At 47.1% G+C, this 18,541-nt stretch carries 18 protein-coding genes and 1 tRNA gene; 14 read left to right on the top strand and 5 right to left on the bottom strand.

What is annotated here, in order from left to right; all coding sequences use genetic code 11:
• The first annotated feature begins 5 nt into the window (after window positions 1-5).
• The 8 genes from ACESTD_RS12930 (at window position 6) to ACESTD_RS12895 (ending at window position 7,005) form a co-directional block, all read left to right on the top strand.
• Window positions 6-79: transfer RNA gene (locus ACESTD_RS12930), tRNA-Asp, on the top strand.
• A 283-nt stretch (window positions 80-362) separates the two neighbouring features.
• Entirely contained in the window at window positions 363-1,358 is a 996-nt protein-coding gene (locus ACESTD_RS12925; protein ID WP_005825407.1) for a flavin reductase, read from the top strand.
• Between the two features lie 11 nt (window positions 1,359-1,369).
• Entirely contained in the window at window positions 1,370-2,185 is an 816-nt protein-coding gene (locus tag ACESTD_RS12920) for a carboxymuconolactone decarboxylase family protein (RefSeq protein WP_373158906.1), read from the top strand.
• A 129-nt stretch (window positions 2,186-2,314) separates the two neighbouring features.
• Window positions 2,315-2,905, top strand: coding sequence for a cyclophilin-like fold protein (locus ACESTD_RS12915; RefSeq protein WP_008663300.1), 591 nt, complete (start codon window positions 2,315-2,317; stop codon window positions 2,903-2,905).
• Between the two features lie 21 nt (window positions 2,906-2,926).
• The gene (locus ACESTD_RS12910) at window positions 2,927-3,490 is read left to right on the top strand and encodes a sugar O-acetyltransferase (protein ID WP_120137080.1); all 564 of its coding nucleotides are present in this window, start codon (window positions 2,927-2,929) and stop codon (window positions 3,488-3,490) included.
• A 22-nt stretch (window positions 3,491-3,512) separates the two neighbouring features.
• The gene (locus tag ACESTD_RS12905; RefSeq protein ID WP_373158907.1) at window positions 3,513-4,379 is read left to right on the top strand and encodes a DUF3737 family protein; all 867 of its coding nucleotides are present in this window, start codon (window positions 3,513-3,515) and stop codon (window positions 4,377-4,379) included.
• Window positions 4,380-4,398: 19 nt separating this feature from the next.
• Window positions 4,399-5,832, top strand: coding sequence for an MATE family efflux transporter (locus ACESTD_RS12900; RefSeq protein WP_005825399.1), 1,434 nt, complete (start codon window positions 4,399-4,401; stop codon window positions 5,830-5,832).
• Window positions 5,833-5,835: 3 nt separating this feature from the next.
• A complete protein-coding gene (locus tag ACESTD_RS12895) occupies window positions 5,836-7,005 on the top strand; it encodes a MalY/PatB family protein (RefSeq protein WP_120137082.1) in 1,170 nt (389 codons plus the stop codon).
• On the opposite strand, the gene ACESTD_RS12890 is transcribed toward ACESTD_RS12895, so the two are convergent.
• Window positions 6,982-7,401, bottom strand: coding sequence for a pyridoxamine 5'-phosphate oxidase family protein (locus tag ACESTD_RS12890; protein ID WP_008663307.1), 420 nt, complete (start codon window positions 7,399-7,401; stop codon window positions 6,982-6,984). The two genes, ACESTD_RS12895 and ACESTD_RS12890, sit on opposite strands and share 24 nt — an antisense overlap.
• 94 nt (window positions 7,402-7,495) lie before the next feature.
• Window positions 7,496-8,380, bottom strand: coding sequence for an AraC family transcriptional regulator (locus ACESTD_RS12885; RefSeq protein WP_005836553.1), 885 nt, complete (start codon window positions 8,378-8,380; stop codon window positions 7,496-7,498).
• Window positions 8,381-8,533: 153 nt separating this feature from the next.
• On the opposite strand from ACESTD_RS12885, the gene ACESTD_RS12880 reads away from it, so the two are divergent.
• Window positions 8,534-9,751, top strand: coding sequence for a sugar MFS transporter (locus ACESTD_RS12880; RefSeq protein WP_005825389.1), 1,218 nt, complete (start codon window positions 8,534-8,536; stop codon window positions 9,749-9,751).
• On the opposite strand, the gene ACESTD_RS12875 is transcribed toward ACESTD_RS12880, so the two are convergent.
• Window positions 9,743-10,267, bottom strand: a complete 525-nt coding sequence (locus ACESTD_RS12875) for a chromate transporter (RefSeq protein WP_005825387.1) — start codon at window positions 10,265-10,267, stop codon at window positions 9,743-9,745. The genes ACESTD_RS12880 and ACESTD_RS12875 overlap by 9 nt on opposite strands.
• Complete coding sequence (locus ACESTD_RS12870) at window positions 10,264-10,815, bottom strand: chromate transporter (protein ID WP_005825383.1); 552 nt, start codon at window positions 10,813-10,815, stop codon at window positions 10,264-10,266. Before ACESTD_RS12870 ends, ACESTD_RS12875 begins: the two co-directional genes overlap by 4 nt.
• A gap of 192 nt (window positions 10,816-11,007) precedes the next feature.
• On the opposite strand from ACESTD_RS12870, the gene ACESTD_RS12865 reads away from it, so the two are divergent.
• From ACESTD_RS12865 to ACESTD_RS12845, 5 genes are all read left to right on the top strand, one after another.
• The gene (locus ACESTD_RS12865; protein ID WP_117990893.1) at window positions 11,008-11,403 is read left to right on the top strand and encodes a hypothetical protein; all 396 of its coding nucleotides are present in this window, start codon (window positions 11,008-11,010) and stop codon (window positions 11,401-11,403) included.
• A 2-nt stretch (window positions 11,404-11,405) separates the two neighbouring features.
• Window positions 11,406-12,695: a DUF3440 domain-containing protein gene (locus ACESTD_RS12860; protein ID WP_005836560.1), complete on the top strand. Its 1,290-nt coding sequence runs from the start codon at window positions 11,406-11,408 to the stop codon at window positions 12,693-12,695.
• On the top strand, window positions 12,692-13,225 hold the full coding sequence (locus tag ACESTD_RS12855; protein ID WP_005825377.1) for a ParB/RepB/Spo0J family partition protein: 534 nt from the start codon (window positions 12,692-12,694) through the stop codon (window positions 13,223-13,225). The genes ACESTD_RS12860 and ACESTD_RS12855 overlap by 4 nt, the downstream gene beginning before the upstream one ends.
• Window positions 13,226-13,390: 165 nt before the next feature.
• Entirely contained in the window at window positions 13,391-14,326 is a 936-nt protein-coding gene (locus tag ACESTD_RS12850) for a UDP-glucuronic acid decarboxylase family protein (protein ID WP_005825375.1), read from the top strand.
• A gap of 41 nt (window positions 14,327-14,367) precedes the next feature.
• A complete protein-coding gene (locus ACESTD_RS12845; protein ID WP_005836562.1) occupies window positions 14,368-15,495 on the top strand; it encodes a response regulator in 1,128 nt (375 codons plus the stop codon).
• Between the two features lie 121 nt (window positions 15,496-15,616).
• On the opposite strand, the gene ACESTD_RS12840 is transcribed toward ACESTD_RS12845, so the two are convergent.
• Window positions 15,617-18,508: a PD-(D/E)XK nuclease family protein gene (locus ACESTD_RS12840; RefSeq protein WP_117990895.1), complete on the bottom strand. Its 2,892-nt coding sequence runs from the start codon at window positions 18,506-18,508 to the stop codon at window positions 15,617-15,619.
• Window positions 18,509-18,541 lie beyond the last annotated feature (33 nt).

Below are 18,541 nucleotides of genomic sequence, written 5' to 3'. Positions count from 1 at the left end.
ATAATGGTGCGTTAGTTCAGTTGGTTAGAATACATGCCTGTCACGCATGGGGTCACGGGTTCGAGTCCCGTACGCACCGCGAAAGTAAATAATAAATTAAAGCAAAGCTCTGAAATTCAAGGATTTCAGAGCTTTTTTTGTTTTCTGTATCGGCAAGAATAACGATTAAAAACAAATCATGCGTGGGATTATTCGTGGGATTTCTGCCAGTCTTACTATACTCATCTGATGAACTTGAACTTTCTTGCGGTATAATCGGGAATTCGGGTACAAATATCCGTAAATCATATACACCTTCGCTTGTGCTATCGCGGTACCTTTGTCATCAGAAGTTTAGCAAGAAAAATAGAGTAATATAACGTATGACAAAAACAATTTTAGGAGTTCTGTCACTGCTTGTCATAATGTCGTGCAGTATTCCCGTAAAGGAGAACACCGTTCAACCCAATATAATGGAAACGAACAAGAAAAATCTCGGAAATCTGTTGGCGCTCTATCCCAAGCCGATGACGGTTGTCGGGGCAGAGGTTGAAGGGAAAGTAAACTGGCTAGTGGTAGGGCATACGGGTGTTATTGGACATGACCGGATACTCATCAGCATGAGTAAAAGCCATTACACTAATCAAGGGATAAAGGACTCAAAACGACTTTCCGTCAATCTAGTGAGTCGTGAAATATTGCCGAAAGCTGACTATGTGGGAAGTGTAAGCGGTGCGACGGTCGATAAGTCGGAGGTGTTTGCCTACCATATTGGCGAAAACGGTACCCCCGTTATAGACGCATCACCCCTCACCATGGAGTGTGAGGTGGTAGACATCTATGAAACTGAAGGTTTCGACAATTTCATTTGTGCGATAGTCAATACATACGCTGCTCCTGAAGTGCTTGATAATAACGGGAAACTTGACTATACGAAGCTGAAACCCGTATTGTTTGAATTTCCGACCTATTCCTACCTTGCCACGGGAGAGATTATCGGCAAATGCCTGAATCTGGATAAGCGGCCGGGTATGTGCGCCAAAGAGCCGATGAGTGCTGACGGTATCGTGCGGTTGTCGAAAATCGAGGTTTATCCGCAGTATCTCGACGAGTATATGAAATACGCAACCGAAGTAGGCGAAATCTCTCTGCGTACCGAATCGGGCGTGCTGACTATGTATGCGGTCGGCGAGAAGGAGAATCCCTGCAAGGTGACTATTCTCGAAACCTATGCGAGCCATGCGGCTTATGTAAAACATATTGCATCAGAACACTTTCAGAAATACAAGCAAGGAACGTTGCGCATGGTCAAATCATTGGTCTTGTCTGACCAGACGCCACTTAATCCGGCTAACAAGCTCAATAACTTCATGCAATAAATAGAACGACTATGAACAAGATTTTTTTAATTTCAGTATTCAGCATTTTAACACTCAATGTTATGGCACAAGAAAAGATAGTACAGACAGCAGGACGCACCCAGTTGCGTGAGTTTGCTCCTAAATTTGCGGAACTAAACGACGATGTCCTCTTTGGCGAGGTCTGGAGCCGCACCGACAAACTCGGTCTGCGTGACCGTAGTTTAGTAACCATTACCTCTCTTATCAGTCAGGGTATCACGGATAATTCGCTCGTGTTCCACCTTCAGTCGGCAAAGAAGAACGGTATTACCCGTACGGAGATTGCCGAAATCATCACCCATATCGGTTTTTATGCCGGTTGGCCCAAAGCGTGGGCAGCGTTTAATCTGGCCAAAGGTGTATGGGCAGAGGACACTGCCGGTGAAGATGCCAAAGCCGCATTCCAGTGTGAAATGATTTTCCCCATTGGGGAACCGAACACTGCATATGCACAGTACTTCATAGGCAACAGTTATCTTGCTCCTGTTTCACGCGAGCAGGTTTCCATCTCTAACGTCACTTTCGAGCCTCGTTGTCGCAATAACTGGCACATACACCGCGCTACTAAAGGCGGTGGGCAGATGCTTATCGGTGTTGCCGGTCGTGGATGGTATCAAGAAGAAGGCAAGCAGGCAGTAGAGATTCTACCCGGTACGGTTATCCATATCCCTGCAAATGTGAAGCATTGGCACGGTGCCGCTTCTGATGGTTGGTTTGCCCATCTTGCTTTCGAAGTTCCCGGTGAGGATACTTCTAATGAGTGGCTGGAACCGGTGACGGATGAAGAATACGATAAACTTAAGTAATACCATCCAAACTCCTGTAATTTAAACGATTGCGGGAGTTTTTGCTTTATAGGACCATGATTTAGTAGCCGGAGGAAAAGCATAATCCGTAATTTGGGTATAGATACCGGGGATTTGTCTACACGGCATATGACGGATACTGCCTATTTTTGCATCATCATTAATAATCCTAAAGATAATTATAAAATCAACAGAAAGATGAATATGAAAAAATTACTATTAATTTCTATGATGCTGATGACCGTTCTGGCAATGGCAGCCTGCGAAGATTCAGGTGATGAACCGTTTACACCCGAACATCCTGAACTTTCTGGACCATCAGGTGGGGAAGATGAGAATGAATCCGAAGTTCCGGATGTATCTTCATTGCAGGTAAATATCATGGTTAGCAATCGTACCATTACTGCCACTATGGAGGACAATGCCGCCACACAGGATTTTCTTGCTCGTCTGCCATTGGAGGTTACGTTGAATGATTACAATAATACTACAGAAAAAATCTTCTATCCCTCTCCGGCTCTGGCAATTGAAGGTGTTACGCGTGGCTGTGCTCCTATTGCCGGTGATATAACCATCTATGCCCCATGGGGAAATGTGGCAATTTTTTGTAAGAATGGGTCTTATAGTGATACTTTGATTAAAATCGGTCGTGTTGATGGCAATGGCATTGAAATGTTGAGTGTGCCCGGAGATATACTTGTGAGATTTGAAAGAAGATAAGAATGGATTAATAAGGGCACTATGACTACGAACGAATTCAAGGAATATGTAAAGACGCGTCAAGCGCTTGATACGGAGGAGATACATCGCTTTATGGACAAAATGAGCAATGAAGCCAGACGCATCACTTTCCGGCTGAACACGGCATATCATACACCGGACGAGGTACGTGGGGTACTCTCCGAATTGTTCGGTTATCAAGTCCCGTCATCGTTCCGGGTATTCCCACCGTTCTATACCGATTTCGGGAAGAATATTACAGTGGGCGAAGGCGTATTTATTAATGCCTGCTGTCATTTTCAGGACCATGGTGGTGTGATAATCGGTGACGGATGCCAAATCGGGCATAATGTAGTCTTTGCAACGCTCAATCATGGTTTGCCTCCGGAAGAACGCCAAACTACCTATCCGGCACCGATTGTATTGGGTAGGAATGTCTGGGTAGGTTCTAATGCGACGATTCTTCTAGGAGTGACAATCGGTGACAATGCTGTGGTGGGAGCTGGAGCGGTTGTGACGAAAGATGTGGAAGCGAATACAATAGTAGGCGGTGTCCCCGCGAAATTGATAAAGAGAATAGAGTAATAATTATAACATTGAAAACAAGATGAGAATAATATCAAATACAGCATTCGGCGGAGAAAGACCTTTGTTTGAATCACATGACTTACGTTTGGAGAATGTAATTATCCATGCCGGAGAATCAGCCATCAAGGAATGCAGCAACATCGAAGCTGTCGATTGTCGGTTCGAAGGGAATTACCCCTTCTGGCATGTTCACGGGTTTGTAATCGACCGTTGTTTTTTCGATGTCGGCGGGCGTTCGGCACTGTGGTATTCCGACCATCTGAAAATGACCGATACGCGTATCGACGCACCCAAAATGTTCCGCGAGATGCACGACATCGAAATTGAGAATGTAGAGATGAACGATGCCGATGAAGTATTCTGGCGTTGCCAGAATCTGAACATCAGAAATCTGAAGTTGCATGGAGGAACTTATCCGTTCATGTTCAGTAGCGACATCCGCATAGACGGATTGGAGAGCGACAGCAAATACGTTTTCCAGTATGTGAAGAATGTAGAGTTGCGCAATGCCAAAGTCACTACAAAGGATGCTTTCTGGGAGGTGGAGAATGTGACAATCTACGATTCCGAACTCAATGGCGAATATCTCGGCTGGCATTCGCACAATCTCCGGTTGGTGAACTGCCATATAACCGGTGAGCAACCGCTCTGCTATGCCCACGACCTCGTATTGGAGAATTGTACCTTTGGTCCCGACTGCGACCGGGCTTTCGAATACAGTTCGGTGCAGGCAACCATCAAGGGGGCGATAGGTGGGGTGAAGAATCCACGGACAGGCAGTATCACTGCCGAAAGCTATGGGGAAATCATTCTCGATGAAAATATAAAGGCACCTGCCGACTGTGAGTTGAAGCTTTGGGACGAGAAAACTTGTTTCACCGACTGATGCCTTTGCAAATAGCCTGATGGGAATAAAAAAGGGAAAGACCGATTACTTGTTGTCGCTTATCCGCGAAGGGAAGAGTATGACGCTGGGGCAGCAGTTACGCCTGACTGCATACCTCAGTGTCCCTGCTATTATGGCGCAGGTGTCCTCCATTGCCATGCAGTATATCGATGCTTCGATGGTTGGTAGCTTGGGTGCGAATGCAGCGGCTTCCATCGGATTGGTTTCAACCACGACATGGCTGTTCTGGGGATTGTGTGCCGCCGCTGCAACGGGATTTTCTGTCCAAGTGGCACACCGGATTGGGGCCGGAGATTTTGCAGGAGCGAAAAAAATACTCCGCCAATCGGTTACGGCTACACTTGTTTTCAGTTCTTTGTTGGCGGTTGTCGGCATTTCTATCAGTGGTGTGCTTCCCGGCTGGCTGGGTGGTGATGAAATGATACGGAGCGATTCATCCTTCTATTTCCGGATATTTTCACTTTTCTTACCCGCCTTGCAGTTGAATTTCCTTGCGGGCGGCATGTTGCGGTGTAGTGGGAATATGCGTGTACCCAGTATGCTAAATGTACTGATGTGTTTTTGGGATGTCGTGTTCAACTTCTTCCTTATTTTCCCGACACGGCAGGTAGACTGGTGGGGATGGGAGTTCATCGTTCCCGGCGTAGGTTTAGGTGTGGAAGGTGCGGTATTGGGAACCGTGTTGGCCGAACTTATCACTGCCGGTGGGATGATGTGGTATCTTTGCCGTCGCTCGTCCATGTTGAGACTATCCGGGGGGCAGGGCAGTTTTCTTCCCCGGAAAGAGACGCTGCGCCAGGCTGTCCGCATCTCCCTGCCAATGGGATTCGAGCATATTGCCATTTGCGGAGCGCAGATTATGACGACGGTTATCGTCGCACCGCTCGGCATCGTCGCCATTGCCGCCAACTCATTTGCCATCATCGCTGAAAGCCTTTGTTATATGCCCGGCTACGGTATATCGGAGGCTGCCACGACGTTGGTAGGCCAGAGTCTTGGAGCAAACCGTATCCGGTTACTCAAGCGTTTTGCCAACATTACCGTTTGGTCAGGGATGCTGATTATGGGAGTCATGGGAGTGCTGATGTATGTGGCGGCCCCTCAGATCATCGGAGTGATGACGCCTGTGGAGGAAATCCGCATGTTGGGAATCGGGATTCTGCGGATAGAAGCTTTTGCGGAGCCGATGTTTGCGGCATCTATCGTCGCCTACGGTGTATTTGTGGGTGCGGGCAATACATTTGTTCCCAGTCTGATGAATTTTGGCAGTATCTGGGGTGTCCGGCTGACACTGGCAGCATGGCTTGCCCCTACGATGGGGCTACGGGGCGTATGGCTTGCCATGTGTATTGAGCTTTGTTTCCGGGGAGCGATTTTTCTTGTCAGGCTTTGGAGTGGTAACTGGATTTATAAGTTGCGAATAAAAAGATAAATTATGAAATACGATTTCGATACAATCATCCCGCGTCGCGGGACGAATTCTTATAAATGGGATACTCCCGAAGAGGAGAATGTACTGCCCATGTGGGTGGCAGATATGGATTTCCGTACAGCACCCGCTATTATCGATGCCTTACAAAAGCGGGTGGCGCACGGTATTTTCGGTTATACAAAAGTACCCGAAGCCTATTATGATGCGGTCGTCCGGTGGTTCGATGACCGGCATCGCTGGCAGGTTGATTCCCGGTGGATTATCTATACGAGTGGTGTCGTGCCGGCTCTGTCAGCCATTATCAAAGCCTTGGCCATGCCGGGTGATAAAGTCATCGTTCAGACTCCTGCCTATAATTGTTTCTACTCATCTATCCGTAATGACGGATGCGAGTTGTTTGCCAATAATCTCGTTTATCAGGATGGCCGCTACGTAATCGACTTTGCCGATCTTGAAAGGAAAGCTTCCGATCCGAAAGCAAAAATCCTGCTGCTGTGCAATCCTCACAATCCGGTCGGACGGGTCTGGACTCCGGAAGAACTGCAGCATATAGGTGATATTTGTTTACGGAATGAGGTGTTTGTCGTGGCGGATGAGATTCATTGTGAACTGACTTACGAAGGATATGACTACACACCCTTTGCCTCCTTGTCCGAACGCTTTTTGCAAAATTCCGTCACTTGCGTTTCGCCGAGTAAGGCGTTCAACCTTGCCGGGTTGCAAATCGCCAATATCATCGCAGCCGATGAAGAGGTGCGCCGCCGTATTGACAGAGCCATTAACATCAACGAGGTATGCGACGTCAATCCGTTCGGCGTAATCGCCACAATGGCAGCTTACAACGAAGGTGGGGAATGGCTCGATGCCTTGCGGAAATATCTGCGGGGGAATTACGAATACCTCTGCTGCTTTTTCAAGGAACGGTTACCACAATATCCCGTGCTGCCACTCGAAGGAACTTATTTGGTTTGGATAGACTGCCGTGCTTCCGGTATCAGCTCAGATGTTGTCGCCTTGCGTTTGCAAGAACAACAGCATCTGATGGTCAATTCCGGTACGATGTACGGTCCCGGTGGAGAGGGCTTTATCAGGCTGAATATCGCTTGTCCCCGGGCTCTGCTTGCTGATGGACTGGAACGGATGGCCCGTTTATTCTATTGTGAAGTCTTCTGATTTAAATCCGCTGTAATACCTACCGGAGAAGGCGGTGAACTTCAGGACACAATAATCGGGATCAGTCACTCCTTCGGGATAGTACATAGTGTCGCCTTCCTGCCATATCATTTCCTTACTGGTGCTGTCCGTCAGTATCTCCATCGTGCCGCGCAGCATTACGCCCTTGAAGAAGCGTGTGTTGCAGACGTAAAGGCATGCCCGGTTATTTTTGAGAAATTGCGAAACGCGCATCGACGAGGTGTTCGTTGATAGGTAAATGTGTTTGAGCCCTTCCCTTTTGCGGGTTTGCAACATGGCCTTGATGTTGGGAAAGCCTTCGGCATCCACCGAACCGACAAAGATGGTTTTTTCCTTGTCAATCATGTTTCCTACTGTTTTTTCTGCATCTCTCATTGTTTGTTTTTTTTATGGGTTATTGTTTCAAGGGCAAAGATAGCCGGTAAGTGGAACTTTTGTACAATAAAAAAGAAGGAGGATATGTCACTTTTCACGGTTTCTCCATTTTCCGGTAGGCGAGGGGAGTATACCCTATACATTGTCGGAAACTACGTACAAAGTAGGAGACGGTTGAGAAATGGAGTTCGGAGGCTATTTCTGAAATGGGGAGGTCGGTGTAGGTGAGCAGACGCTGGGCTTCGTCTGTAACCTTGTTGAGTATGTACTGCTTGGCGTTGATGTTTATGGCCGAAGAGAGGATTTCGTTCAGATAGTTGGGAGTGATGCATAGTTTATCGGCATAGAATTGTACAGAATGCTGCTCCCGGAAGTGCTCCCCAACCAATTCGAAGAATCGGCTGAGGTGGAAGCTGCTGATATCTTTATGTGGCTCCTTACCCGTCTCCGGAGGGATAGAGGTGCGGTAGGCACGGTTGAGTAGCATGAGGACTTCGTAAAGTAAGGCGCGTAATATGCCCGTATCGTGTGGGTGGAAAGAGTCGATTTCGACCTTTATGTCGTGCAGAAGTTGGAGTATTCGTGCATAGAGCCCGTTCGGCAGTTGGAGTTTGTCTACCATTTTTCCCATTCGGAAGAACGGGAGGTGCTGCACGAATAGTGGGTCTTTGAAGAAAGAGGTCAAAAAGGTATCCTCAAAAATTAGAGCATGACCGTTGCCGATACGGTCTGTGTCCCAACTGCGCACCTCACCTGGTTTGGAGAAGAATACATCACCGGGAGCTGCCAAGTGTGTCCGGTTACCGATAGTGAATTCTCCTTCTCCTTCTGTGATGAAGGTGATGTCATAGTAGGTCAGAATATGTACTTTTCCCTGGGTCAAGAATTTCCGGGTATACTGCAAATCAACGACATCTATCAGAAGTTCGCTTCCGTACTTAGTTTTGTAGAAATTGTATCGTGGGATGGCATTTTTCATGGCTTAACATTGTATGATGGCAGTAAAGTTAGAGAAAAAGCTGCTCCGTACAATAGCGAATAGGAAAATGTTGGGTAAAGACCGGGAGTTTTGTTTATCTTTGCACCCGCAATTATCAATCGCCTTGCAACGATTGTCTGGAATTATCATATTATGAAACAGAAACGAATACCATTGGTGGGCAGACAATACCTTGTGCCCTTCATTTTGATTACCTCTCTTTTCTTTTTGTGGGGATTTGCCCATGCCATTCTGAATGTACTGAACAAGCACTTTCAAGAGATACTGGACATCACGAAGACACATTCGGCCTTTATACAGATGACGATGTATATGGGATACTTCATTATGGCCATTCCTGCAGGATTTTTCATCAGTCGCTTCGGATACCGCCGGGGTGTGGTATTCGGTCTGTTGCTTTACGGCGTCGGTTCGCTGCTCTTTATCCCCGGGCAGCATTATCTGTCTTTTAATCTTTTCTTGTTTGCATTGTTCGTGATAGGCTGTGGACTGACGTTTCTTGAAACTGCCGCCAATCCTTATGCCACAGAATTGGGCGCAAAGGAAACTGCTGCCAGCCGGCTGAATTTCGCGCAATCCTTCAACGGTCTGGGATGTATCTGTGCACCGGTACTGGCTGGACTGCTGCTCTTCTCGAAGGATGGGCAGACGGGCTCGGGTAATGTCGCATTGCCCTATATCTGCATGGGGGTAATTGTGTTGCTGGTAGCGTTGGTCTTTTCAAGAATCAAGTTGCCCGAGATTGAACATAGTGTGGAGGTGGACGAAGCTGGTAATAAGGTCGGATTGTGGTCACACCGGCTTTTCATTTTCGGGCTGATAGCCTTGTTTGCCTATGAGGTCGGCGAGATTTCCATCAACAGCTTCTTCATCAACTACGTGGTGGAGCAGAATTGGATGAATGCCCGCGAAGCTTCCGTAGTGCTTTCTTTCGGTGGACTGGGATTATTTATGTTAGGACGTTTTGCCGGTAGCTGGATTATGGGACGTGTGCGTGCCGAGAAGATGTTGCTGGTTTGTGCTACGGGCACTGTGATGACTACCTTGTTGGTGTTGCTGGATGTAGGAATGGTGTCGCTTGCAGCTCTGTTGTGCGGATATGCATTTGAGGCTATTATGTTTCCCACGATTTTTGCACTTTCCTTGCGCGGGCTGGGCAACCATACCAAGAGGGCTTCCTCTTTCCTGATGATGTCTCCCGTGGGAGGCGTGGTAGGTCCGCTGTTGATGGGACTGGTGGCAGACCATACGACGATGGTGTGGGCGTTCATCGTACCGCTGGTTGCCTATTGCGTGGTGTGGGCATATGCCCGCAAGATGGTGTCCGTCTCTACCGCTTCTTCAATATAGAAGGAAGCCTGCGACTCCGGCAAGGATTATCAGTAAGATAGGGTGGAGGTTCCACTTCCACGTCACGCCGAAAGCGGCTGCAAAGATAAGTATGCTTTTGTAATCTATGAAATTTTCCTTGTTCATCAGCAATAGGGCAGCAGCAGCTATCAATGATACGGACATGGGCAGCAGTCCCGACATTGCCGCCTTGATGTATTTGTTGTCCTTGCATTTCACGAAGAAGTAAGAGATGAGCAATACCAGGATGAACGAGGGAAGACATACTGCAATGGTGGTCACGACAGCTCCCCACACGCTTTGAGTAACTGCATAGCCCACATAGGTGGCACTGTTGATGCCTATCGGACCAGGCGTCATCTGCGAGATGGCCACTACGTCCGTGAATTGTTGCAGGGTGAGCCAGTGATGGTGGTCCACCACCTCATATTGGATGAGGGACAACATGGCGTAACCGCCTCCGAAACCGAACATTCCGATTTTTAGATATACCAATATCAGCTGCCAATAAATCATATCTGTAATTTTCTCAGTTTATCTTTTAACCATAATGTATAGAGCATTCCTCCTGCAATTCCTGCAAGGACAATGTATACGGGGGATAGCCCGAATTGCCAGATGAGTATGGTGGCGATGGCTGGAAGCACCAGTTGCCAATACTTCAGCTTCAGTGCCCGTGCAGCCGAAATGCAGGGTATCACAATCAGTGCGACTACTGCCGGACGGATACCGTTAAAGATGCGTATCATCACCTGGTTGTCCTGAAAATGAGCGAAGAACATGGCTATCAGCATCATGATGACAAAAGAGGGGAGGATTGTGGCAAGTGCACACACCAGGCTACCTTTTACTTTATGCAGCTTGTAGCCGACGAATATGGATATATTGACAGCAAAAACACCGGGAAGTGACTGGGTCAACGCAAACATTTCCATGAAATCTTCTTTACTCATCCATCTCTTTTTTACGATTTCCCGTTCAATGAGAGGTATCATAGCGTATCCGCCACCGATAGTGAACATTCCTATCTTGGCAAAGGTCATAAAAAGCAGTAAATATTTCATTATTTCTCTTCGGGTGACTTTCTTTTGCAAAGAAACCCAAATTAATCAACATATACAAATTAGGGGGATAATATTTATTTATTAATATTTTATATTACAGGGCTATATTCTTAAATCTATTTAAAAGGAGAATATTCCGTCGTAAATAAGCTTTATCTTTAACACGTAATTACAAATAATATAAATGTAGATATGATACAGATAGTGCAATTACATGGTACGGATAAAAAGCTGTACGAGCTTGTAGCCCCTTTGGTTATGAGCCCGGAAGTGCTGAAACAGAACTACAATTACCCTTTCCGGACATCGGAAGAGTACGAGTGGTTTGTTGCTCTGGATAATAAACATGTTGTAGGTTTTGTGCCGGTGGAGCACAAGAAGTATGAATGTGTCATCAACAACTATTATATTAAGGAAAGGAATGTTGACACGCTAAAATTGCTTCTGGAAAAGGTACTTGAGAAGCAGGGCGAGGAGGGTAGTCTGACGGCTGTTAGCTTTGTTGAAGATAGGGATGTCTTCAGCGAGCTGGGCTTTTTGGAAGACAAGGTATGGACCCGTTACGTGAAAATGAAGAAAAACAGATAATTATGGCTACACCCAAAAATGTGTATGAACTGGCGCAAGAACGTCTTGATGTGATTTTTAGGGAATTTGACACGATATGCGTCTCTTTTTCGGGAGGAAAAGATAGTGGAGTGTTGCTGAATTTGTGCATAGACTATATCCGCCGGAACCGGCTGAACCGTAAACTGTGTGTATTCCATATGGACTATGAGATACAGTACAGCATGACCATTGATTATGTGGACCGGGTATTGGAGGCGAATAAGGATATATTGGAGGTGTACCGTGTTTGTGTGCCTTTCCGTGTAACGACTTGTACGTCGATGTACCAGAGTTACTGGCGTCCGTGGCAGGAGGATTTGGAGGACATTTGGGTAAGGAAGATGCCGAAAGGCTGCCTCACTAAAGAGACGTTTCCTTTCTACACTCCCGAAATGTGGGATTATGAGTTCCAGATGCACTTTGCCAAATGGCTGCATGAGAAGAAGGATGGAGTGCGTGCCTGCTTTCTTATAGGCATCCGTACGCAAGAGAGTTTTAACCGCTGGCGCAGCATCCATCTGAACCGGAAGTATCAGATGTACCACAATTACCGCTGGACCTCGAAGATAGGCAATGACATTTTCAATGCTTATCCCATTTATGATTGGAAGACGACGGATATCTGGACGGCCAATGGCAAATTCGGCTTTGACTATAACCATTTGTATGACCTATATTATAAAGCCGGAGTCAATATCGAACGCCAGCGTGTGGCAAGCCCTTTTCTTTGTGAGGCACAAGAGAGCCTGAAGCTGTATCGTGTCATCGACCCGAATACTTGGGGAAGAATGATAGGGCGGGTCAACGGGGTGAACTTTACCGGTATTTACGGAGGGACGCGTGCTATGGGGTGGCAGACGGTCCGACTGCCCGAAGGGTATACGTGGAAAGGCTTTATGCAGTTCCTGCTTTCCACCTTGCCGGAAGAGACCCGGAGGAACTACTTGAAAAAGCTTACCGTCAGCATTGAATTCTGGCGTACAAAAGGGGGGTGTCTGGCTGACGAGACCATCCAGAAGCTGAGGGATGCAGGAGTGTCCATTGAAGTGATAAATATCACGAATTACAAGACAAACAAGAAGCCGGTGCGCATGGATTATCTGGATGATATTGACATCGCGGAATTCCGGGAAATTCCCACTTATAAGCGGATGTGCATATGCATCCTGAAGAATGACCATGCCTGCAAGTACATGGGTTTTGCCTTGAACAAGGAAGAGGCATACAAAAGAGACAAGATAATGGAACAATTCAAAAATATGATGTTATGAGCGTAGATAAAAGTCCGGTATATAACGTAAGGGCAATTCCAATAGAGAAAATACAAGCAAACGATTACAATCCGAATGTAGTGGCACCGCCCGAAATGAAGCTTCTGGAGCTTTCCATCTGGGAAGATGGTTTCACCATGCCTTGTGTCTGTTACTATGATGAGGAAGAGGATAACTACATCCTGGTGGACGGTTACCACCGTTATCAGGTGTTGAAGACATCCAAAAGAATTTATCAGCGCGAAAACGGGTTGCTTCCCGTGGTCGTGATTGACAAGGAACTTTCCAACCGTATGGCGTCCACTATCCGTCATAATCGTGCCCGTGGTACGCATAATATCGAGTTGATGTGCCATATTGTTGCGGAATTGGACAGAGCCGGTATGTCTGATGAATGGATAATGAAGAATATCGGAATGGATCGCGACGAAGTGTTGCGTTTAAAGCAAATTTCGGGTCTGGCAGACTTGTTTGCGAACAAGAACTTCAGCATTCCGGATAAGAAAGAAGAGTATGTGGCGGATAAATAAATGAATATTTCAGGGGTGGATTTTTTAATCTGCCTCTTTATATTCATTAACAAGTGAAATATTTCGTTGCAAACTTGCATAATTTAGTCAAATCGCCTACATTTGTCAGCATCAAAACAAACAGAATAGGTCCTATGTGCTTTAAGGCACTATAAAAAACATTACATGAAGAAAATTTTGGTTAGTGGCGGTGCTGGTTTTATAGGTTCTCATCTTTGTACCCGATTGATAAACGACGGGCATCAGGTGATTTGTCTGGATAATCTTTTCACCGGTTCGGAAGGAAATATCACTCATCTGAAGAGCAATCCCCGCTTTGAATTTGTACTGCATGATGTGGAAACCCCTTATGAGGCAGATGTGGACGAAATCTATAATCTGGCTTGTCCTGCTTCTCCCATCCACTACCAATATGATGCCATTAAAACCATCAAGACTTCTGTATTGGGCGCCATCAATATGCTGGGACTGGCCAAAAAGACGAATGCCAAGATATTGCAGGCTTCTACCAGCGAAGTGTACGGTGACCCCGTTATTCATCCCCAAGTGGAAAGTTATTGGGGAAATGTAAATCCAATTGGCCTCCGTTCTTGTTATGATGAAGGGAAGCGTTGTGCCGAGACATTGTTTATGGACTATCACCGCCAGAATGGAGTGCGGATCAAGATTATCCGTATATTCAATACGTACGGTCCTCGGATGTTGCCGAATGACGGACGGGTGGTTTCCAATTTCGTGGTTCAAGCATTGCAGAACCAGGATATTACAATATACGGTTCGGGTAATCAGACGCGAAGTTTCCAATATGTAGATGACTGTATAGAAGGTATGGTGCGGATGATGAACACGGAGGACGATTTTATCGGTCCGGTAAACTTGGGAAATCCGAATGAATTCTCCATATTGGAACTGGCGGAAAAGGTCATTAGGCTGACGAATTCCAAGTCGAAACTGATTTTCAAGCCACTGCCTCATGATGATCCCAAACAGCGTCAGCCGGACATCACTCTGGCAAAGGAAAAGTTGGGCTGGGAACCGACTATAGAGCTGGAAGAGGGTTTACAGTATATAATAGAGTATTTTAAGGAATATCGTTCCTAACTAAATAGTAATTTTGATAACGGGAAAAACAATATAGAAAGATGAACATGGAAATAAATCCTTCCGAATACAAGATTCTCATCGTTGACGATGTGATGTCAAACGTTTTATTGTTGAAAGTGCTTTTGACAAATGAGAAATTCGCGATTGCTACTGCAAGTAACGGGCGGCAAGCGTTGGAACAGGTGGAAAAGGAAAATCCTGATTTGGTTTTGCTTGACGTAATGATGCCGGACATGAGTGGTTTTGAAGTAGCTCAACATTTAAAGTCAAATCCGAATACAGCTGATATTCCAATCATCTTTCTGACCGCACTGAATAGTACGGCAGATATTGTGAAGGGGTTTCAGGTTGGCGCGAATGACTTCATCTCTAAGCCTTTCAATAAGGAGGAATTGATTATCCGTGTTACCCACCAAATATCTTTGGTAGCTGCCAAACGGTTGATTTTGAGTAAGACGGAAGAACTGCAACGTACTATTGCCGGGCGTGACAAGCTTTATTCGGTGATTGCCCATGACTTACGTTCTCCGATGGGATCCATCAAAATGGTGCTGAATATGCTGATATTGAACTTGCCATCTGAGAAAATTGGCGCCGAAATGTACGAGCTTCTGACGATGGCTAATCAGACTACGGAGGATGTGTTTTCATTGCTGGATAACCTGCTGAAATGGACAAAGAGTCAAATCGGTAAGTTGAACGTGGTTTATCAGGATGTGGACCTCGTCGAAGTGACAGACGGTGTCATTGAGATTTTCAGTATGGTGGCAAGCCTGAAGAAGATAAGAATCCGCGAGATGAAACCGGAAAAAATGATGGTCAACGCTGATATTGACATGCTGAAGACAGTGGTCCGTAACTTGTTGAGTAATGCCATTAAGTTCAGTAAGGAGAACTCAGAGGTACTGGTGAAGATGGAGGAAGTAGATGGTATGGCAGTTGTCAGCGTCCAGGATTATGGCTGTGGCATCAGCGAGGAGGGGCAGAAGAAGTTGTTGCATACTGATACGCATTTCAGCACGTTCGGCACGAACAACGAAGAAGGCTCGGGACTGGGCTTGTTGCTATGCAAGGATTTTGTCGTGAAGAATGGCGGTAAACTGTGGTTTACTTCCAAGGAAGGCGAAGGCTCCATATTCAGCTTCTCTATTCCGGTGAAGAAGTGATAACGAAGAAAATAGAACGGATGGTCCGTTGAAGTAAAACAGACCATCCGTCAGACTCAAATAGACCGTCTGTTACGGTCGTGCAGACCATCTGTTTCTTATGAACGGATGGTCTGTTTTTTTATCTCTTACACAGACTGCGGAAATCGCAATATTCACATTTCCGGGTATCCTCTGTTTGGCTGAATGTTTCTTCTTGGCTGAATATCTCCTGCAGGAGTCCGTGCAGCCGTTCGCGAAACTCGTCTTCGAAGAAAGCGAAGTTGTTGACCGGTACCTTGGGTTGTCGCGGCGCTCCCATTTCGATGACCGGGGAGTAGCTTTCGGAAGCTGCCCGGTGGATGTAGAGCAGGGAAGGGGCTACCTTCAGCGATTGCTTGCGGCAGAGGATGGCGGCGTACAGAAACGTCTGGAAAATATAGTTGGGACGGTTGTCGGCGGGAGTAAACAGTTGTTCTATATTTTCAGGAGTCTTGGGAGTACCGCCTGTCTTGTAGTCCACGATACGTAGCGTGTCTCCTTTGCTGTCCAGGCGGTCGATGGTACCGCCTATCTGTAAGGCAAGCTTTCCTTGCGGAGTATCTATTTCCATCATTTCTCTGACGTCCTGTTCCATACCCTCCATACGGAACGGGGCATATTGCAGGTCATTGCGCAGAAGCTGGCGCAGGTAAGAGGCAATGACTTTGGAATGGATAAGCTGCGTACCGTTATATTCCGGTTGCTCCGTAAGGGGCACATGGAAGAACTTTTCTTTAAAAGCATTGTCCACATAGGCTTGCAGGCGGACATCGTCTTTCAGTAACTGTTCCAGGTCTTCTTTACGTATTTCCCGTCCGTTGGTTGTCAGTTCGTTGTACACCAGTTCGGCAGAACGGTGGAAGATGGTGCCGAAGAGGGCGGAGTCTATTTCGGCGCTTACTTCATCGAGAGCCTTCAGGCCGGCTACGTATCGGTAGTAGAATTTCAGCCGGCAGTCCAGATAGGCATTGAGGGCGGAGGGGGAGAAGAACGCTTTGGGACGTCGGTGGATGTCGTAGGCGTCGAACATCTGTTGCAACATCTCCGGTGTCTTGTGAATCTCAATTTCCAGGGCTTGTTGTGGAGATTGTCCGGCTTCAAGGTACTCAAGGGAGATGTTGTGCGGCGACTCTACCAGGAATTGCAGCATGAAGCGGGACATCTCCCCGCGGTTCAGTCCGTCCGAAGAGATGTTATATAATAAGGTGACGTTTTCTACCCGTTGGATGAGGCGGTAGAAGTAGTAGGCATAGACGGCATTCTTGTGTTCTATGGTGGTCATGCCGAAGGCCTTCCTCAGGTTGTAGGGAATGAAGGAGGAGTCGCCTCCGGCTTTGGGCAATTGCCCTTCGTTGAGGGAGAGCATGATGAGGTTGCGGAAATCGAGGTTACGCGTTTCCAGCACCCCCATTACTTGCATGCCGATGGCGGGTTCTCCGTGGAAGGGAATGTTGGCAGAGGTAAGCAAGCGGTTCAGCAGTCGCTTCAGCGTGTCTGTGCGCACACTACTCAATTCGCCGGTCTCTATCAGGCTGAGCAGGCGGTTGACGAGGGTGTAGCTTTTGAACAGAGACTCGCGGTACAGCTGGTTGAAGATGTCTTCCACGTCTTTTTCCTGGCGGTAGAGGACGGCCACTTCGCGAAGCAGTTCGGTGAGGTAGCTGCATAGGGCGGCGATGCCGTTCTGTGGTGTAAAGACTTGTTCAAGGAATGCGTCCTGCTTCAGCTCCGAGGGAAGGGGATAGAAGCGGTTGTCCCGGGTAAGCTGTTTTTCCAGTGTTTCGGCATTGGGGGAAAGTTGCCGGGTGTAAGGGTGTTTCAGCAGCGTGATTACGGTTTCGTAGATGTATCGTCCGGTACCTGCATGGTAGCCGGTAGTCTGTAGCTCTACAAGGGCGTTGATAAAACTGTACACCGGAGTTTGGGCAAGGGGAAATCCCATTGTGATGTTGACGTTCTTTACCTCTGCCGGAATGGAGTGGAGGACGGGAAGCAGTAGGGATTCGTTGCAAAGGACAACGGCAGTGTCTTTGAATGAAGAAGGGGTTCTTAATTCTTCATTCCCCCTAATCCATTGCGGCAAGTAGCGGGCTTGTGCATTTTCGGTAGAAGCGGAGATAAAGCGTACGTTCTTGGGTTTCCGCAGTACATCAAAAGAAGTTTCGGGCAGTTGGTTGGGAAACAGCTTTAGGTTGCGGAGGATGAATTCGCCTGCTTCGTGGGTATAGGGCGGCTTTTGCTCAAGGGGAAGACGGGTGTAGAACACGTCGTAATCCCAATAGAACATTGCTTTTCCGGCATCCTGCAAGAGCTGGAAGAAACGGGTTTCTACTCTATTCAGCACGTTGAAGCCGACAAATACATAGCGGTCGTAGCGCAGTCGGTCGGTGTCGAGTTGCTCCATGACATTGCGGTACATCATGCCTTCGTAGGCGATGCCCAGTTCTGTAAGATTGCGGCGGTAGTGGCGGTAGATGTCGCCCAGTTTATCCCAGAGGGAGATGAATTTGGCTTTCAGCTCCGTGCGCTTTTCTATGGAAAAGTTCTGGAAGAACTGGCGGATGGCTTCTTCTTGTTCTTGGTCGAGGAAGTCGTAATTGTCCATAATGTTCTTCAGTTCTTGCAGGTTGCTGAAGAGTTTGTCGGCATCTACAAGGTTTTTGTCTACGTCATCGAAATCGCTGATGAGCAGTTCTCCCCAGAAGTAGAAGTCATCCAGAGTTTCTTCGCTGCGGGTCTCTTCGCGGAACACCTTATACAGTTCGCATACCAGGCGGATAGGGTCACCGGACTTCAATGGAGAGAGTTGCCGGAACAGTTCGCTGATGCTGACGTAGGCAGGCGACCACAAAGGGCGGTCCGTTTCAGCTGCCAGATATTCGTTGAAGAACAGACTGGCACGTTTGTTGGGGAAAACGATGGCGGTGCGCGAGAGGTCGTTTCCTATTTTGGCGTAAAGGTCGCGGGCGACCAGTTGGAGGAATGTTTCCATGATTTAGTTGATAATTGATAATTAATAGTGGAT

The organism is Bacteroides sp. AR20 (assembly GCF_964250605.1).
Lineage (GTDB): Bacteria > Bacteroidota > Bacteroidia > Bacteroidales > Bacteroidaceae > Bacteroides > Bacteroides uniformis.
This window is presented reverse-complemented; position numbering and strand designations above follow the sequence as displayed.

Coding starts and splice junctions, on each gene's coding strand:
- ACESTD_RS12875 (WP_005825387.1), bottom strand. CDS start 10,267: ATGATTTATTGGCAGCTGATATTGGTATATCTAAAAATCGGAATGTTC.
- ACESTD_RS12850 (WP_005825375.1), top strand. CDS start 13,391: ATGAAGAAAATTTTGGTTAGTGGCGGTGCTGGTTTTATAGGTTCTCAT.
- ACESTD_RS12845 (WP_005836562.1), top strand. CDS start 14,368: ATGAACATGGAAATAAATCCTTCCGAATACAAGATTCTCATCGTTGAC.
- ACESTD_RS12880 (WP_005825389.1), top strand. CDS start 8,534: ATGAAACAGAAACGAATACCATTGGTGGGCAGACAATACCTTGTGCCC.
- ACESTD_RS12890 (WP_008663307.1), bottom strand. CDS start 7,401: ATGAGAGATGCAGAAAAAACAGTAGGAAACATGATTGACAAGGAAAAA.
- ACESTD_RS12840 (WP_117990895.1), bottom strand. CDS start 18,508: ATGGAAACATTCCTCCAACTGGTCGCCCGCGACCTTTACGCCAAAATA.
- ACESTD_RS12905 (WP_373158907.1), top strand. CDS start 3,513: ATGAGAATAATATCAAATACAGCATTCGGCGGAGAAAGACCTTTGTTT.
- ACESTD_RS12885 (WP_005836553.1), bottom strand. CDS start 8,380: ATGAAAAATGCCATCCCACGATACAATTTCTACAAAACTAAGTACGGA.
- ACESTD_RS12865 (WP_117990893.1), top strand. CDS start 11,008: ATGATACAGATAGTGCAATTACATGGTACGGATAAAAAGCTGTACGAG.
- ACESTD_RS12855 (WP_005825377.1), top strand. CDS start 12,692: ATGAGCGTAGATAAAAGTCCGGTATATAACGTAAGGGCAATTCCAATA.
- ACESTD_RS12925 (WP_005825407.1), top strand. CDS start 363: ATGACAAAAACAATTTTAGGAGTTCTGTCACTGCTTGTCATAATGTCG.
- ACESTD_RS12895 (WP_120137082.1), top strand. CDS start 5,836: ATGAAATACGATTTCGATACAATCATCCCGCGTCGCGGGACGAATTCT.
- ACESTD_RS12900 (WP_005825399.1), top strand. CDS start 4,399: ATGGGAATAAAAAAGGGAAAGACCGATTACTTGTTGTCGCTTATCCGC.
- ACESTD_RS12860 (WP_005836560.1), top strand. CDS start 11,406: ATGGCTACACCCAAAAATGTGTATGAACTGGCGCAAGAACGTCTTGAT.
- ACESTD_RS12910 (WP_120137080.1), top strand. CDS start 2,927: ATGACTACGAACGAATTCAAGGAATATGTAAAGACGCGTCAAGCGCTT.
- ACESTD_RS12920 (WP_373158906.1), top strand. CDS start 1,370: ATGAACAAGATTTTTTTAATTTCAGTATTCAGCATTTTAACACTCAAT.
- ACESTD_RS12870 (WP_005825383.1), bottom strand. CDS start 10,815: ATGAAATATTTACTGCTTTTTATGACCTTTGCCAAGATAGGAATGTTC.
- ACESTD_RS12915 (WP_008663300.1), top strand. CDS start 2,315: ATGACGGATACTGCCTATTTTTGCATCATCATTAATAATCCTAAAGAT.